The sequence below is a fragment of the Hahella sp. NS-SX17 genome (genome assembly GCF_057367735.1).
In genome coordinates this window covers 4,464,090-4,479,550 of record NZ_CM170632.1, presented here as the reverse complement: position 1 = coordinate 4,479,550, position 15,461 = coordinate 4,464,090, and the positions used below count along the sequence as shown (strand labels likewise).

At 56.0% G+C, this 15,461-nt stretch carries 15 protein-coding genes; 8 read left to right on the top strand and 7 right to left on the bottom strand.

Annotation, left to right across the window (positions count from 1 at the left end):
• Positions 1-90: 90 nt before the first annotated feature.
• Positions 91-1,038, top strand: coding sequence for an AraC family transcriptional regulator (locus AC2IBB_RS19690; RefSeq protein ID WP_486328460.1), 948 nt, complete (start codon positions 91-93; stop codon positions 1,036-1,038).
• Positions 1,039-1,053: 15 nt separating this feature from the next.
• Here the strand turns inward: AC2IBB_RS19690 and AC2IBB_RS19685 are convergent, their stop codons facing one another.
• The 5 genes from AC2IBB_RS19685 to AC2IBB_RS19665 form a co-directional block, all read right to left on the bottom strand.
• The gene (locus AC2IBB_RS19685) at positions 1,054-1,986 is read right to left on the bottom strand and encodes a mechanosensitive ion channel domain-containing protein (protein WP_486328459.1); all 933 of its coding nucleotides are present in this window, start codon (positions 1,984-1,986) and stop codon (positions 1,054-1,056) included.
• 436 nt (positions 1,987-2,422) lie between these two features.
• The gene (locus tag AC2IBB_RS19680) at positions 2,423-2,896 is read right to left on the bottom strand and encodes a DUF2141 domain-containing protein (protein WP_486328458.1); all 474 of its coding nucleotides are present in this window, start codon (positions 2,894-2,896) and stop codon (positions 2,423-2,425) included.
• A gap of 78 nt (positions 2,897-2,974) precedes the next feature.
• Positions 2,975-3,616, bottom strand: a complete 642-nt coding sequence (locus AC2IBB_RS19675) for a peroxiredoxin-like family protein (RefSeq protein WP_486328457.1) — start codon at positions 3,614-3,616, stop codon at positions 2,975-2,977.
• Between the two features lie 9 nt (positions 3,617-3,625).
• Complete coding sequence (locus tag AC2IBB_RS19670; RefSeq protein WP_486328456.1) at positions 3,626-4,657, bottom strand: NAD-dependent epimerase/dehydratase family protein; 1,032 nt, start codon at positions 4,655-4,657, stop codon at positions 3,626-3,628.
• 209 nt (positions 4,658-4,866) lie between these two features.
• Positions 4,867-5,496 carry a hypothetical protein gene (locus AC2IBB_RS19665; RefSeq protein ID WP_486328455.1) on the bottom strand — a complete coding sequence of 210 codons (630 nt, stop codon included), beginning with the start codon at positions 5,494-5,496 and terminating at the stop codon, positions 4,867-4,869.
• Positions 5,497-5,975: 479 nt separating this feature from the next.
• Between AC2IBB_RS19665 and gbpA the strand changes: the two genes are divergently transcribed.
• Positions 5,976-7,424 carry an N-acetylglucosamine-binding protein GbpA gene (gene gbpA / locus AC2IBB_RS19660; protein ID WP_486328454.1) on the top strand — a complete coding sequence of 483 codons (1,449 nt, stop codon included), beginning with the start codon at positions 5,976-5,978 and terminating at the stop codon, positions 7,422-7,424.
• A gap of 134 nt (positions 7,425-7,558) precedes the next feature.
• Here the strand turns inward: gbpA and AC2IBB_RS19655 are convergent, their stop codons facing one another.
• Positions 7,559-7,900: a DUF6488 family protein gene (locus AC2IBB_RS19655; RefSeq protein WP_486328453.1), complete on the bottom strand. Its 342-nt coding sequence runs from the start codon at positions 7,898-7,900 to the stop codon at positions 7,559-7,561.
• Between the two features lie 249 nt (positions 7,901-8,149).
• On the opposite strand from AC2IBB_RS19655, the gene AC2IBB_RS19650 reads away from it, so the two are divergent.
• A complete protein-coding gene (locus AC2IBB_RS19650) occupies positions 8,150-8,602 on the top strand; it encodes a hypothetical protein (RefSeq protein ID WP_486328452.1) in 453 nt (150 codons plus the stop codon).
• Positions 8,603-8,675: 73 nt separating this feature from the next.
• Here the strand turns inward: AC2IBB_RS19650 and AC2IBB_RS19645 are convergent, their stop codons facing one another.
• Positions 8,676-9,104, bottom strand: coding sequence for a host attachment protein (locus AC2IBB_RS19645; protein ID WP_486328451.1), 429 nt, complete (start codon positions 9,102-9,104; stop codon positions 8,676-8,678).
• A 193-nt stretch (positions 9,105-9,297) separates the two neighbouring features.
• On the opposite strand from AC2IBB_RS19645, the gene AC2IBB_RS19640 reads away from it, so the two are divergent.
• The 5 genes from AC2IBB_RS19640 (at position 9,298) to AC2IBB_RS19620 (ending at position 15,360) form a co-directional block, all read left to right on the top strand.
• The gene (locus tag AC2IBB_RS19640) at positions 9,298-9,942 is read left to right on the top strand and encodes an HD domain-containing protein (protein ID WP_486328450.1); all 645 of its coding nucleotides are present in this window, start codon (positions 9,298-9,300) and stop codon (positions 9,940-9,942) included.
• Positions 9,943-10,035: 93 nt separating this feature from the next.
• Positions 10,036-10,731 carry a nucleotidyltransferase gene (locus tag AC2IBB_RS19635; protein ID WP_486328449.1) on the top strand — a complete coding sequence of 232 codons (696 nt, stop codon included), beginning with the start codon at positions 10,036-10,038 and terminating at the stop codon, positions 10,729-10,731.
• Positions 10,732-11,081: 350 nt separating this feature from the next.
• On the top strand, positions 11,082-11,813 hold the full coding sequence (locus tag AC2IBB_RS19630) for a TVP38/TMEM64 family protein (protein WP_486328448.1): 732 nt from the start codon (positions 11,082-11,084) through the stop codon (positions 11,811-11,813).
• Positions 11,814-11,815: 2 nt separating this feature from the next.
• Positions 11,816-14,062: a hypothetical protein gene (locus AC2IBB_RS19625; RefSeq protein WP_486328447.1), complete on the top strand. Its 2,247-nt coding sequence runs from the start codon at positions 11,816-11,818 to the stop codon at positions 14,060-14,062.
• A complete protein-coding gene (locus tag AC2IBB_RS19620) occupies positions 14,059-15,360 on the top strand; it encodes a glycosyltransferase (RefSeq protein WP_486328446.1) in 1,302 nt (433 codons plus the stop codon). The genes AC2IBB_RS19625 and AC2IBB_RS19620 overlap by 4 nt, the downstream gene beginning before the upstream one ends.
• Positions 15,361-15,461: the final 101 nt, after the last annotated feature.

Here is a 15,461-nt window from a genome sequence, read left to right as displayed (position 1 = left end):
AATAGGAGCGCAGGCCCTTTGGGCCTGATAGAATTTTCATACTGAATTCAACGATGGCGCATCCCGGAGGATGACATGGGAGAAATGACGATGAGCGATAAGATCATTTACAACCGTGAATCGAAACCCAGCATCGAAGCGTGTCTGGACGCCCACAATAAAAGCCTGTTCGTTGACCTTCTGGATCAGCACGCGAATCAGGTAGGCGTGAATCACACGCCGCTGCCGGAAGTCACGACATTCAGAGTCGTCAAACCCTCGCCACGGCAACCCGTGGTGTACGAACCGGCGATCGTGATTGTGGGGCAGGGCGGCAAGCGCGGATACGTCGGTGAGCAGACCTACACTTACGACGCTTATAATTATCTGGTGCTGTCCGTGCCGCTGCCGTTTGAGTGCGAAATCTACGACGCTTCCCCTGAATCGCCTTTGCTCGGTTTGCGCATATTGGTGGATACCCTTGCGTTGAATGATCTGTTGATCGATATGGGCGACCCACCTTCCCGAACTTCCGGCGATATTCCCAAAAGCATTTATTCCACGCCTCTTAACGATACCTTGATCGAGGCCTGTATTCGCCTGGTGAAGGTTTTATCCAACCCTGCGGAGGCCAAGATTCTGGGGCCGCAGATTCTGCGCGAAATCTACTACCGGGTGCTGTGCGGGGACCGTGGCGAGACCCTGCGTGCGGCGGCCAACCATAACAGTCGTGTGGCCCAGATCGCCAAAGTGCTGAACATGATTCATCAGCAATACGACCAGCCTTTGGACGTTGAGACGATGGCGCGGGCGGCTAACATGAGCGCTTCTACCTTGCATCATAACTTCAAGGCGGTGACGGACTGTTCGCCGCTGCAATACTTGAAAAGCATTCGCCTGCATCAGGCCCGCAACTTGCTGGCGCGGGGCGGCATTAACGCCAGTACGGCGGCGATGAAGGTGGGTTATGTGAGTCCGTCGCAGTTCAGCAGGGAGTTTAAACGGATGTTCGGGGCGCCGCCCCGAGACAGAAGTCTGGGAGCGGCTTTGGAGGTTTAGATAAAGAAGCGCTAATTAAATGGTGGTGCGCACCAGCGCTGCGTCAGGGAGTTTGTCCGGCGCTTGCTGATCTGGAGCGGGCAGGGCTTCCGTCTGCGACGTTTCTGTGCTCGCTTCTTCATTATTAGTCTCTACTGGCGGCGCGAACAACAGCATATTGATCATCTGCTCCTGCTGCAGTCGGGCGTCGGCGCGGCAGGGAAGAGTCACTACGAATTTATGCTTGGCCACATCTGTGGTGGTGAAGCGGAATTTCGGGATCACGTCCTGCAATATCAACCGCCTGCTGCGGATCAAAGGAATGAAGTCCTTGTTCTCTTTCTGGAACTCGCTCCAGTATTTGTCCAGTGCATCCTTCAATCTCAGAGAGAACTCGTAGGCGCGCTGGAAGTCCGGTTCTGTGGTGATGCAAAAGCTGTGGATTGCATACGGACGCAGCACCGAATGGTTTTTAATGGCCGAACTCAGATAAAGGCTGTTCGGGATGACCACTGTTTTGCCCGTACTGGAGTAGAAGTCCCGGTTCAGCTCTTTCAGCGTGGTGGTGATCAGGTTCTGGTCCACGACATAGCCCAGATAGTCTCCGGCTTCGATAATATCCCCCACGGCGAACTGACGGTTCCCCGCCCGCAACAGCGTGCCGCTCACACACAGAATCAACTCCTTGGTGGCGATCACAATGGCCACGGCGAACGCGGTCAGAGACAATGCGAAGGTCTGAATCTGCGGCGCCCAGATCAAGATCAGGCCGATGATGAGAATCAGATAGGTGGAGTTTTTAAGGATATTCGACCAGCGCAGCTTGAAGTCTTCCGACAGCGAACTATTGCGTTTGATCTGACGGTGAACCACCCATCGTAACAACGCTAACGCAATCAGCAGCGTTATCGTGGCGGGCACTCCTCGTGTGGACGCAATATCGATCAGACTTTTGAAACTTTCCAGCATTTTGCGGCTCTTTATCCTCTCTGTTTTAACGCTGATGTTGATCTGGGTGAAAACTAACAGCCTGCAACATTTTCTCGCGAATTAATATTAGGGTATTCATCAATAATTCATTTTAAATACAGGGGCATAAGCGCCAACGGCGTTAATCGCCTGGGTCTTCTTTGCGACTAGACAACGCTGGAGGTCGCCGGGCGTCGCGATAAAAGCCTCTGCGATACTTATAGTTTGGCCCGTTAACGTAATTTCGCCAGGCGCCAATGAGACTAGGCCCGATGTAGAACCAGAGAAAGACGGTGGAATAAGCGAATTATTAGGAAAGTTTAATGCTTTGCGGGACGCTGAATTTGAGCTTGAGGGAGAGTAGCCGGGAATCAGCCCGGCGAAGAACGGCCGGGCGTTGACGAACGGAACAGGAAAGAGCGCAAAACGTCTCGCGTTAATAGTCCAAATCAATGGACACTAACTTGGAGGGCTCCTGCAGGGTGAACTTGCTCTTGTCGAAACTGGGCGGTCCCATAAAGCCTTTTGCGTTGTTGGAGACACCGACGCCTTCCTTGGGTATGCCCAGAAAGTTGGCGTCGCAGTCGTCATTGCTGTTGGCGTCGTGACACACCGCCACCGCGTATACGCCGTAAGGCACATTGGCGAACGTGGCGTGAGCGCTGGCGTCCGTGGGCTTCACATATAGCTTGATGGACGCCTTGGCCGGGGTGTCGGGAAAGCCTTCGGCGTTGCTGTACAAATGCACCATCAAGCCGCCATCGTTGTTCTGCAGTTGCTGAAGCTCCACTTCGATCGAGCCTGTAGGCGCATCCGCCGCCAGGACTGTAGCGTTGCAGAGCGCTGTCAGGCATCCCGCTGCGACGAGCTGCGTCCAGTGTTTGGTATGCTTCCATGTGGGTACGCGCATGGTTTGTCTCTCCTTATTTATCCTGCAGACAATAAAAGTCTTCTGTTTGCCTGCAGCGACGTTAATTCAGTCACCGTATTAATGGGCGGCGGCGCTTTTGGGCGCGGGCGACGTTGCTGGCCCTGATTGCGTTGATGCGTCAGCGTAGAAGCGGCGCGCCATCTCTAATACTTCGTCTACAGGCCACTGATCATACGCATGGACGCCGTATTTGCAGGCGATCACGACGCCATCAGGCCCGATCAGGAAGTCCGCGGGCAACCCCAGCGGGCTTTCGCCTTTATCCGGATTGGCGGTTTTCATCTTGCGCGCGCCGCCTTTAATCGCTGCGGCGATGGCTCGCGGGTCCATCAGAGCGCGCAAGGATTTCTCCACGCCAAACTCCTGATACAGCTTTTTCTCTGGATCGGAGATGACATCGAAAGGCGCGTCTCCCTGGAACGGCTGCATGGATGCTTCGCTGGAATGAAATATGACGACTTCCCGTATTCCCGCAGAAACCAGCTCCGCATGCCTTAACGTCATGGCGCGCATGTGCATGTTGCAAAAGGGGCAGCCGGCGAACCGGCGGAACTGCAAATGCACCAGCCGCTCCGGGTCAGGCCACTGCGTGGGCTGGCCTTTGATAGTGGTCAGGGTTTTGGGGGCGACGAGGTCGCCTGCTTGGATTTTGTTTACTAATCCGGGTTTCACGGCGGTGTGTTCCTTATTGTCCGACATGCTTTGGAATCAGGCGGCCTGGGACAGATGCGGCCAGGGGTAGCCTTGTTCCTTGAGTTCCGCGAGGGCTTCGCTCACTGCGATGCGCCAGTCTTTCTGTGGCGTATAGCCGATCTTCTTGTGGGCGTAATCGGAGGGGCACAGCCAGTCTTCGGCGACGTGCACCAGGGAGCGGGTGAGGAAGGGGGATGAGCCCGGCAAAATGGGCAGCAATGTTTCCATCAACCAGCCAAAGGCGTAGCCCGCAAAATAAGGCACGCTGTAAATCGGCTTGGGTGAGTTGGTTTCCTTGCAGATGAATTCAAATACTTCCCTTGTGGTGGGAAAGTCCTTGCCGCAGATATTAAAAGACTCATAGTCGTCCAGCCCCTGCGCCACGGAAGCCAGGGCGAAGGATTCGCCGAGATCCGTATCCGCCACCAGCGCCATACGACTGCGCCCGCCGGATAACCAGGGCACCATGTAGGTGCGCAGTCGCGGCACCAGCGCCGGCACCATGCCGAGGTGGTTGCCTTTGCCGACGAAGTGCCCCAGACGCATATTGATCATCTGCGTGCCGCGCTGGCTGTTTTCGCGCATGTAGTTATCCGCGTCGATCAGCTTGTCGACATGGGGCCAGTAGCCGGTGTAACGAGGATCGGAAAAATCGTCCTGGGGTTTGCCGTCTTTGCGGATGGCGGCGATGGCGACCGTACTGGCGAGGATGAACCGCTTTACGCCAGCGGCGATGCACTGGTCGACTAAGTCCACCGCAGGCTCGAAGAAATGGGTGCGCTCCAGGGCGGCATGACCCCAGAATGCGCCCCAGGTGCCGGTATGGCAGACCACATCCACATCCTGTACTACAGATTTACGGTAGGCCGCGTCCATCAGGTCGCCGCTGCGTATTTCACCTTTGAATTGAGAGGGCAGTTTTGAGGGAGTGCGACAAGCGGCGATGAGCTCAACATCCGAGCGCTTCATCAGCGCCTTGATGACGTTGCTTCCCAAAAAGCCAGTGGCGCCGGTGACCAGCACCCGCGTTTTTGGTCCTGTGTCCATGACAGTCTCCTTGTTTACATGACGCCCCGCCGAACCTCCGCCCGTCTGTTCTTTTCGAGACGAATGGCTATCCGGCGGGGCCGCGTTGTTGTCCTGACCGCTCATTTCCCGAACTACAGTTCGATCATACGCCTCTGTCGGGACTTGGACTATGTCGTTTTTTGAGCAGAAAATGAATTACCGGCTCATTTCTATTCGTTAATCCACGGTTATTTAATTTTTTCCAGAGCGAAGCGCTGCAGACACATGCGCTGGAACTCAATGGAAGTTCCCGGCAGTTCAACAGTCAGCGTCTGGATGTTTTGTTGCAGGTTCAGCGTCATGCCGCGCCCCCCCCTGGTCAGGTAACCGTCGGCATAAACGGGACCAGCGTGAATGGTGGCGCTTTGCGCGGGTACGTCGATAACGCAGTTGAAGGCGACGGAGATCTGGTTATCTCTTTTCAGCTCATACGTGCCTTCACAGTAGGGGCTGAATCCGGTTTGAATCGGAAAGTCGCCGCTGGCGAGGCTGGCCTTGTTCAGTTCGCCCGCCGCTGCTTGCTCCAGCGTCATAGTGCCGTCCCGGCTGAAGGTCATGACCCCGTGGCCGCTCATATCGACGATCTGCGCATCCACCAGTAGTTGACGGGTATCCGGATCAATGGAAACGGTTCCCGGCGCCTGTGGCAGGCTGCGCACGCAGGTCTGGTCGGTGGTGAATCCAAACTCCGCTTCAAGGTAGCGAGGAGGGCGATGGCGCTCTCCGTTAAAATCTGCGTAAACATTAGCCGCGCTCGCGCTCAACCCGGCCAACAGCATGACGCTCATGCCTGCCTGGCGTTTCACTTTATCGAACATAAATACTCCTCGTATTTTAATTTCAGGTTAAGGAAACACTGGTTAACCGGGTGTTTATGCCGTCCCTATCCGGGAGACGAAAGCGTCCTTTCCGGAAGTGGCTCAACATTCTGTTTGACGTCAGATTGGTATAAAAAATTACCGGCTCGATATGTCGAAAGCAACGTGAAAACAGGGGTTTATTGTCCCGTATATGGGAAACAGAATCGCGCAAACAAATTTGGGGTCCTTGAGGGGCGATAACGTTCAGGCTCGGCGCCGGGTAACGATAAAATTAAATACCAGTAACGGTCGTTTTACGATGTGAGTGCATACCAAAAGCATGCCAATAGCATAATGCGATTTTATTAGTCCTTTGGTTTTAGAGGCTTACAAATATGAGGTAAATAGCCGATATTGCGCAAAATATACGCGTAATAAAATCCCCGCTCTTCCTTGAAGAAAGGACTATACCAATTGATAATAAGGGGAGCTCTAACATGAACCGAGCACATACTAAGAAACTCGTCCTCGGGTGTCTGGTAACTTTGCCTTTCATCGCCCAAAACGTTCTCGCGCACGGCTATATCTCCAAGCCTGCGTCCCGTTCCTACCAATGCAAACTGGGGGAAAACCTTAACTGCGGCGCTATTCAGTGGGAGCCGCAAAGCGTAGAAGGACCCGACCGTTACCCAGAAGGCGGACCAGCGGACGGCAAGATCGCCAGCGCCGGGGTTTCGCACTTTTCCGAGCTGGACGAGCAGTCTGTCAACCGCTGGAAAAAAACGCCGATCCAGGCCGGCTCCAATACCTTCATGTGGCGTTTTACCGCCAACCACGCCACACGCGACTGGCGCTACTACATCACCAAGGAAGGCTGGAACCCTAATGCGCCGCTGACCCGCAGCTCTTTTGAGGCGCAGCCGTTCTGTAGCTATGACGGCAATAACCAGCGTCCCCCCACGGAACTGTCCCATGAATGTAACCTGCCCAGCCGCAGCGGCTATCAGGTGATCCTGGGAGTCTGGGATGTGGGAGATACCGTCAACAGCTTCTATCAGGTCGTTGATGTAGATTTCGGCGGTGGCGGCGGTGATCCGTCCGAGCCGCAAGAGTGGCGCGACATTGGCGATATTAACCCGTCTATCGATCTGCAGGCTGGCGACCAGGTGAAAACCCGCGTCTTTGATCGCAATGGCGAGAATCCGGGGCTGCAAACCGTCCTGAATATCAACTCAGCGGATGAGGGCAAGAAGGACAAATGGCCGTTCCTGTTGGCCACCGCCATCAACAAAGAGTCAGATGCGCTGCGCGCCGGTAAGATGAACGCCAAAGGCGACATCGCCCCCGCTTATGGGCGCAATGACGTGTTCGGTAAAGCGGACAGCGACATTGATCGCGTAGAGATTGAAATCGTCAAAGGCGACGATGGCCCTGTCGATCCCTCCGTTGACCTGAGCGGATTACAAGGCGAGTACATGATCGAGAATGGCATGGCGACCATTGACTTCACTGTGTCCACCAACGCAGCGATGAATGTGAGCAGCTATGTGTACGCCCCAGACGGCTCCGCCGCCGGTTTCGGTGAAGCCAAGGTGGATAGCTCGTCTCATAACTTCCGTATCGATATCGAAAAAGCCGAGGCCGGCGCTTATTCCCTGGTGGTTAAAGGGGAGGGCGAAGACGGCAAAGTGGTGCAGAAAACCCAGGGCTTCCTGTTGAAGGAAGACGGCGGCGATACGCCTCCTGGCGGTGACTACGATTACGTATTCCCGGAAAGCCTGAGCGCCTACAAAGCGGGAACCACCGTTCTGGCCAAAGACGGCAAAATCTATCGTTGTAAGCCGTTCCCTTACAGCGGCTGGTGTACGGTATACAGTGAAAACTCAAATCACTATGAGCCTGGCGTAGGCGCCTACTGGAGCGACGCCTGGGATCTGGTGAAATAAGCCGAAAAGGAAATTCCGATTCCTGACTTCAAGCCCCGGTCGCATTCTGCGTCGGGGCTTTTTTGTGTGTGACCCGTCCTGAATAGAGTTGACCCGGGGAGGGCGCGCGCGTGGGCCTATCGGCAGTCTGGAGCTTAAGGCTGGCCGGTATAATTGGAGGTGACGTAGTTGCCGTTTTCGTCGAGGAAAATATAAAACGTCTGCTTTACTGCATCGGCGGCGCTGGCGTTCTTGTAACTGACTCGCCAGAAATGGTCTTCGCCCTTGTCCATGAACAGGGTCTCAACTCTTTCCGCATGAGTCCAACTGGCGTCCAGTCGCTTGGCTCCGACCATTTTCTTCATGACAAAATCGCCGCGATCCTGTGCGGTTTCCTCCGGTATGGTCTGCAGCCTGTCGTGGTTGGGATGAGCCTGCGCCTGGAGTGCGGAAAAGGCCAGGGTGAGGCTTAGCAGAAGCGCTTTGGTCTGGGTCATAGTGGTAGCCGTGTTTCTATCAATTCGATTGTGAGTTCCATTTACCGCAAAGCCTGCGCCTTGGGCGGGGATATCAATGCGAGTTCATTATTCTAGTCCGGCGGGATAGTCTGCGCTTCAGCCAAATGGTCGGTCTGGCGGCTCCTGTAAATGGACGATTTGACAGGAATCAGAACTGCGTCAATTATTGTTGCAAATGATAATAATTATCATTTAGGATTTTGTAAAAAGACGGAGGCTTTCACACCCATGCGTTTTCTATGTCCCACACACGAAGAATGGTATTCGCTACAACCTGAAGAGGAACTGGTGAATAACTGGATGCACTGGATGCATTTGTCCGGCTGCTATTATCAAAACTCACAATGGAATCGGGCGTTGCCCTATATCGGAAGCTCTTTCGATCTGGCCAGAATGCTGCTGTCGCGACAAGGCGAAGAACGCAAAACGGCGATTACCTTGCTGACCTTATCCGGTATTTATCTGTCCAATGTATTTCATCATATGGGCGATGAAGTGGAGTCCAACAAAGTGCTGAACATCGCCTGTGAGTATCTGGCGCGTTTCAGCGAGCCCGCCACCAACTCCAGCGTGATGCAGTGCATGAGCTGTCTCTCTGACACCCGCGCTCATGACATGTTCGTGGCGCATCATCTGAATATGCCGCTGGCGCGCCGCAGCAGCTCCCAGGCGACCCATTAGTCGCCTGGCGCTCGTTCAGGGCGTGTTGACGAGTAACGTTTAAGACGCTTTAACGCTACAAGAGTTTGTCATACTACAAGTAGTCCGGCAGATGTCCTCGGATGTCTTTGACCGGGTGCACCGTAAGATTTTTGTCGACCTCCGCCGCCACGCAATGACGCACATTGGCGTTCATCTGACGTCTTAACACGCCCAGAAAGGTGGGTTCGGAGAGAATGTACAACTTGTCGTACTGCTTTTTGTTGAGCCCGTCATTCAGCCGTTCACTGACGCGCTTGGCGAATCTCTCCACTTCTTCATGCTTTTTACGGTCCGCTTCGCCGTAGGAGTGATTGCCTGAACCGTTCATCATCCCGCCGTTGCGGTCTGAGACAATTTCCTGTTCCATCAGTCGGTTGATCGGGTGGGTGAGGGTTTCCAGTTCCTGTAGTGCGCCTTTGGGGGTATCGCAGGAAAACAGTCTGGCGTGGGTGGTGTCCGCCGCTAGTACCCATGTAGTCATAAAAACTCCTCTGGTTAACGGTTGTTGTAAGCGCTCGCTGGTGCAGTTTTCCGCCGCAGTTAACTCCACACACTGCTTGAGTGTAATGCAAACTTTGCAGGTTCGCTTGGCGCGGCGTCATTCAGTACGGCGTACCGGCTTCTATTGACGCAATATTCCGCTATAATGCCGCGTCGACGCGTAGCGCCGACCTATGGCGGATAAGAACTCAGTGCGGTTCGCTCCGCTAAAAATCAAGTATCGGACAGCCGGTTCAACCGGAAAAATATTGGGAAACAGCAAAGACGATTTCGAGTTTTCTACCTCTTTTATTTCTTCCACCTTCTCAACGACTTCACCCGAAGTCACTCTGAAACAAGCTGCAAACATCGCGGCGAATCCAGCAACTCAGGAGTACCTGTCAGGTCTGTTATGGGACCTGGACGGCGTGCGTCAACCATTGCGTTATCACCCTGAAGAAGATGCGCTCTATCACTCACTGCAAGTGTTCGAACTGGCCTGCGCCGAAACCCGTGACCCGGAACTCTGGGCCGCCGCGCTTTTTCACGACCTGGGCAAAAGCGTGGACCAGAAAGATCACTGCGCAGTCGGCGCCGCCATGGTGCGGGGCGTGCTGTCCAGTCGGGTGGAGTGGTTGATCGCCCATCACCTGGACCTGCTGCTGGCGCCGCAACGCACGCGCCGACGCTTGGGCGACTCTGCGCGTCTGCAGGACTTAATCCGCCTGCGGCGCTGGGACTTGGGCGGACGCTCGCGCACCGCAAAAGTACGCAACCCTGAGCAGGCGCTGCAATTGACGCTGGATGCATTAATCGCCGCTGGCGCGCAGCAACCCTGATCCTGTGGCGTATCGCTGCACAGGCGCTTTGATGCGCCGATTTATTTAGATATCAATCTGACTTTCACGGCGCAGATCCGCGTCGGTCCATTTATGAAAAGTAAGCGTAATAACCGCATTCGCCGCCTGTTGGTGATTGAGGCGGCGCGCCTGATGTATGAAGAAGGCGTAGATCAATACCTGGACGCCAAGCGTAAGGCGGCGAAGCGGCTGGTGGGCGGCTATACGATGCACCTGCCCTCCAATGGAGAAATATCCGAGGAAATATATCGCATGGCGCGTTTTGAGGAGCCGGATGCGGTGACGCAACGGCTATTCAGTATGCGGGTTTTGGCGATGGATGTGATGGAGCGGCTGACGCCGTTCAACCCGCGACTGATCGGCTCCGTGAGCACCGGTCGCATTCGCGCCAGCAGCGATATCGATCTTCATGTCTTCGTGGATATGCCTGAAACTCTATTCAGGCGTCTGGATGAGTTGGCGTGGCCGTATGAAACAAAAAGCGTCTGCATACGCAAAGAAGGACGCTTTATGGAGTTTACGCATGTCTATCTGCATATGGAGTTTCCTGTGGAGCTATCCGTCTATCCTGTGCAGGATTTGCGAGTGAGGGGGCGCAGCAGCACCGACGGCAAGCCTATTGAGCGTTTCTCTGTTGGACGTTTGCGAACCTTGATCATGAATGAACATCCTGACCAGTGGGAGGCGTTGATATATGGCGACGGCGATGACGGAGCTCGCGTCGACAGGCTCTCTGATGAAACTTACGACGACATGACCAAAGGTTAATACAGCGGGCGACGAGGACTTCCGCCCTTGTGACGGCGGTATAAAATAAGTATGGTCAATAAGTAACCGGCGCTGGTCGCCGGTTCAACATGCAAAGGCTGTCGCGTGTTCAAGAGGAGAGGATTTATCTCCTTAACTCTTTCGTCAATGCGGCTCGCAGGCGAAGAGAACGGTCGTGACGCCTCACGGAAAAGGGAGGATTGCAATGGAGCGGTATCGAAGGATCACCGTGCAACGCAACCAAACTGCAGGATGTCGGGCGTGTGGACGCCCGCTGTGGATCAGCGCGCAACCCACAGTCTGAAAGGGCTGGGGCTGCGATGGTGCGCGGATTGTCTTTAAGATTCTCGATGATTCTGGGAATTGTCGGGGTGACGCTGATTGTCGCATTGCTGTACGCCTTCGACGTACACCGCGATATCGTGCATTTGCTGGAATGGATCGACCAGCAAGGCGCGGCGGCGGGCGCCATGTTTGTCGCGCTGATGGCCGCCGCAGTCGTACTGCTGGCGCCTGGCGTTTTTTTCACCACTGGCGCCGGATTCGTATTTGGCGTTGTCATCGGCTCCATTTACGTGATTGTCGGCACGGCGCTGGGCTCTATCGCCGCCTTTGTCATCGCCCGGCGCGGCTTCGGTGAAAAAGCGTCGGCCTATGTGCGTTCTCACGCCAAAATCAGACTGATCGACGCAGAAGTCAGCCACCAGGGCTGGAAGCTGGTGATGTTGACCCGACTCGTTCCTCTTTTTCCTTTTAAAGTTTCTAACTATCTGTTCGGCCTCAGCCGGTTTTCCCTCAAGGATTTCGCTATCGGCAACACTCTCGGAATCATTCCGTACTCCGTGCATAACGTGTATGTCGGCTCACTGGCGGCGGATGCGCTCAGCGTCTCTGTCGGCGCCGCGCAACGGAGTCCCTGGCAATGGGCGATGTATTTAGGCGGTTTCGCGGCCCTGGCGGTGTTCCTCGTTTATCTGAATCGTATGGCTAAACGGATTCTGGCGACCTATGAGCTGGAGCAACGGGATGCGCCGCAGGCTTCTCGTGCGCCGCTGGGATCGCCTGTGAATGAAGGAGAATAGCTATGCCTTGGATGAAATGGTTACCCTGGCGCTACATCATCAGTCGCTTCGCCCGTGCGCACGGGTTTCTGGACCCGGTGGCGGTGCTGTCGCACTTACACCGGTTTTCCCAGCCTTCGGAAGTGACGGAGCCCATTGAGTTATTACGGGCGGGCGCGGTATTTCACGCTCGCGGGTTCATTAACAGTCGAGTGATTCAGCATAATCTGGACTGGATCTGGCCTTACTGGATCACTCGTCAGTTCGACCCGGCTGATCCGTCATTCGTACCCCGCGCTTTCAGTCTCACTCACGTTAATCTGACTCATCGTAACTGGACCGCCGTAGGGCTGCCGGATATTCAGGAAATGCCCCTGGTTGATCCCCGCGGTCTGCTCACGCCGTTGTGGGACGGCTGGTCTCTGGACGCCTGGATTGTCACCGCCGATGGCGAGGTACTGACGCCCTCCCGTTCCGTTAACGCCACCCAGACGCTGAATCTGGAAAATGTGAGCGTGGTCACCGAGACTGAAGAGCGGGATATGCGCCTGCGGGTCGAAGCGAAAGTGATCATGGATGATGGCGAGCCGACCTGTCTGCTGGACATGAATGGGACGGCGAGCCGCGACGCCTGGCTGGTGCTGGCGTTGCGTCCATACAACCCGGAAGGGGTGCGCTTTATTCACGAAGTGACGCTGAATCCAGGTCGCGATGGCTGGACGATTGAAAATGAACGTCAGGTAGCATTCAGCGACCCCGTCGATCGCCATCATGTGTCCGGCTATCGTCAGGGCGATGTCTATATTCACCTGCGCGACGCTAAAGACCAGGAGGCCGGCGAGTGCGATATCGGCATGGTCACCGCCGCAGCGATGTTCGCTATTCCGAAGGGGGCATCCCGTAATGTGCAGGCGCAGATTGCGTTACCGCTGGCGGGCGAGGAGAAACCAAGGGACTGGGGGGAGAGCCTGAATGAAAGCTGTCGCCTGCAGATTTCGGATGAACGTATTCAGTTTCTGTATGACGCGGCCGTACGCACTCTGACGTTGCTATCGCCTGGGGAAGTGTACGCTGGTCCCTACACCTACAAGCGTTTCTGGTTTCGGGATGCGGCCTTCATAATTCACGGGCTGTTGTGTCTGGGACTGACCCGGCGGGCGGAGCGGGCGCTGGATCGCTTCCCCAAATTGCAGGACCTCAACGGCTATTTTCACTCCCAGGCGGGAGAGTGGGACTCCAACGGCGAGGCGATTTGGATCATGCAACGCTTCTGCGAGCTTACCGGAACCAAGCCGAAAAACGCCTGGCGCGACGCCGCCCGCGCCGGCGCGCGCTGGATTCTTCGCAAACGCGAGCCCAATGACGGCGCGCCTCACGCTGGACTATTGCCAGCCGGATTCAGTGCGGAACATCTGGGACCCAATGACTATTATTACTGGGATGACTTTTGGGGCGTCGCCGGATTACGCGCCGCTGCGCGCATGATGGACGGCTATGACAAATTGTCCGCAGGAGAATTCGAGCGTGAGGCGGCAGTATTTCAGCAGGCTATTGACGTCAGCCTGCATAGGGCTTCTGAACGATTGGGTCGACCAGGCATGCCGGCTTCTCCATACCGGCGCCTGGACGCCGGCGCCATTGGCTCGGTGGCGGCGGGGTATCCGCTGCAACTCTGTGCGGCGGACGACCCTCGCTTATTGGATACGGTGGAGTTCCTGCTCGCCAACTGTTTTTACAAAGGCGGGTTCTTTCAGGATGTGATTCACTCCGGCGTGAATATCTACCTGACCCTGCACGTGGCGCAGGTGTTGCTGCGCGCCGGAGACGGTCGTTACGAGGCTCTGATGCAGGCGGCGGCGGACTTGGCTTCGCCCACCGGACAATGGCCGGAAGCGGTGCACCCGGGCACTGGCGGCGGCTGTATGGGAGACGGCCAGCACGCCTGGGCGGCGGTGGAGTGGATTCTGCTGCTGCGCAGCTGCTTCGTGAGGGAAGAGGAAGATACATTGGTGCTGGCGTCAGGCGTGCCGTTGCGCTGGCTGGAGGATGGTCAGCCCGTCACCTTTGGCCCGACGCCGACCCGTTTTGGCCCGATTAGCGTCAAACTGATCGGCGAGGGCGTCGGAGCCGCCGGCATGGTGCGGGTCAGTTGGGAGGCGGAATGGTTCGACGCAGCGCCGCCGATAGAGGTGAAGCTGGCTGGGGCGACGGCAGTGAAAGCGCCACAGGAACGTAATTTCGTTGATATCAATCTGGAGGATTCTCAATGAATATCGTCATGGTCACCAACACGTACCTGCCTCATGTAGGCGGCGTGGCCCGGTCGGTGGAAAGCTTTACGCGGGAATATCGGAGGCGCGGTCATAAGGTGTTGGTGATCGCTCCGGAATTTCCCGGTCAGCCGCAAGAGGAAGAGGACGTCGTAAGAGTGCCCGCCATTCAGAATTTCAATGGCAGCGACTTTTCCATGGTGTTGCCTGTTCCCGGTCTCCTTGGGGAGACGCTGGACGCCTTTCAACCGGATATCGTGCACTCTCATCACCCTTATCTGTTGGGAATGACGGCGCTACGAGTCGCCCGGTATCGAGAGACGCCTTTGGTGTTCACGCATCACACCCTGTATGAGGAATACACTCATTATGTGCCTGCGGACCGGCCGCTGTTCAAACGCTTCGTGATTGAGCTGGCTACGATCTACGCCAACATGGCCGATCGCATATTCGCTCCCAGCGACAGTGTGGCCGGGCTGATTCGGGAGCGTGGCGTGCGCATGCCCATCAGCGTTGTTCCCACCGGTGTGAAACTGCAGGACTTTCAACGAGGCGAGGGCGGACTGTTTCGTCATTCCGTGGGCATTTCACAGGAGGCGTACGTCATCGGCCATGTGGGGCGGCTGGCCCCGGAGAAAAACTTGAAGTTCCTGGCGGAGGCGGTGGCGGCTTTTATGTTGCTGAACCGCTACGCCCACTTTCTGGTAGTCGGGGAAGGACCCTCAGAGGCGGAAATTCGGGAAGTTTTCAAACGCTACGGACTTGCAGACCGATTGCACATGGCGGGCCAACTGCAACTGCCTCATTTGGCCGACGCCTACCACGCCATGGACCTGTTTGCATTCAGTTCGCAAAGTGAAACCCAGGGCATGGTGCTCACGGAAGCGATGGCGGCGGGAGCGCCGGTGGCCGCGCTGGACGGCGCTGGCGTACGGGAAGTAGTGATAAGTCACGAAAATGGCTATCTGATGAAGGAGTCGTCCATTGTTGAATTTATTGGCGCGTTGCAACACTTCGGCGCGCAAAGCCGGGTAGAGCGCAGGCGTATGCAGGAATGCGCGCGACTGACGGCGGAGAGTTTCTCTCTGAGCGCCACTGCAGAGGCGGCGTTACGGCATTATGAAAGCCTGCAGCGATTGGCCCATATCTCCGAACCGGAAACGGAAGAGCAATGGGAGCGCGTGCTCAACCTTATCAAAGCGGAATGGAGTATCGTCAAAGGCATGGCGGGCGCCGCTGGCGCGGCCATTGTCGGCGGCGGCGTGAGTTCACAGGAGTGTGAGCAGGACAGGGGGTGACGTCGTCCTCGGCGCTTGCTCCGGGCCTTCAGCAGCCCTGTTAACAACAGGGCGCAACCCTCTGTCGCCAAAGGATAAAAAACGTCTAAACTTTTCGTTTC

Coding starts and splice junctions, on each gene's coding strand:
- AC2IBB_RS19680 (WP_486328458.1), bottom strand. CDS start 2,896: ATGCGCGTACCCACATGGAAGCATACCAAACACTGGACGCAGCTCGTC.
- AC2IBB_RS19690 (WP_486328460.1), top strand. CDS start 91: ATGAGCGATAAGATCATTTACAACCGTGAATCGAAACCCAGCATCGAA.
- AC2IBB_RS19640 (WP_486328450.1), top strand. CDS start 9,298: ATGGCGGATAAGAACTCAGTGCGGTTCGCTCCGCTAAAAATCAAGTAT.
- AC2IBB_RS19675 (WP_486328457.1), bottom strand. CDS start 3,616: ATGTCGGACAATAAGGAACACACCGCCGTGAAACCCGGATTAGTAAAC.
- AC2IBB_RS19645 (WP_486328451.1), bottom strand. CDS start 9,104: ATGACTACATGGGTACTAGCGGCGGACACCACCCACGCCAGACTGTTT.
- AC2IBB_RS19620 (WP_486328446.1), top strand. CDS start 14,059: ATGAATATCGTCATGGTCACCAACACGTACCTGCCTCATGTAGGCGGC.
- AC2IBB_RS19670 (WP_486328456.1), bottom strand. CDS start 4,657: ATGGACACAGGACCAAAAACGCGGGTGCTGGTCACCGGCGCCACTGGC.
- AC2IBB_RS19650 (WP_486328452.1), top strand. CDS start 8,150: ATGCGTTTTCTATGTCCCACACACGAAGAATGGTATTCGCTACAACCT.
- gbpA (WP_486328454.1), top strand. CDS start 5,976: ATGAACCGAGCACATACTAAGAAACTCGTCCTCGGGTGTCTGGTAACT.
- AC2IBB_RS19685 (WP_486328459.1), bottom strand. CDS start 1,986: ATGCTGGAAAGTTTCAAAAGTCTGATCGATATTGCGTCCACACGAGGA.
- AC2IBB_RS19635 (WP_486328449.1), top strand. CDS start 10,036: ATGAAAAGTAAGCGTAATAACCGCATTCGCCGCCTGTTGGTGATTGAG.
- AC2IBB_RS19665 (WP_486328455.1), bottom strand. CDS start 5,496: ATGTTCGATAAAGTGAAACGCCAGGCAGGCATGAGCGTCATGCTGTTG.
- AC2IBB_RS19630 (WP_486328448.1), top strand. CDS start 11,082: ATGATTCTGGGAATTGTCGGGGTGACGCTGATTGTCGCATTGCTGTAC.
- AC2IBB_RS19655 (WP_486328453.1), bottom strand. CDS start 7,900: ATGACCCAGACCAAAGCGCTTCTGCTAAGCCTCACCCTGGCCTTTTCC.
- AC2IBB_RS19625 (WP_486328447.1), top strand. CDS start 11,816: ATGCCTTGGATGAAATGGTTACCCTGGCGCTACATCATCAGTCGCTTC.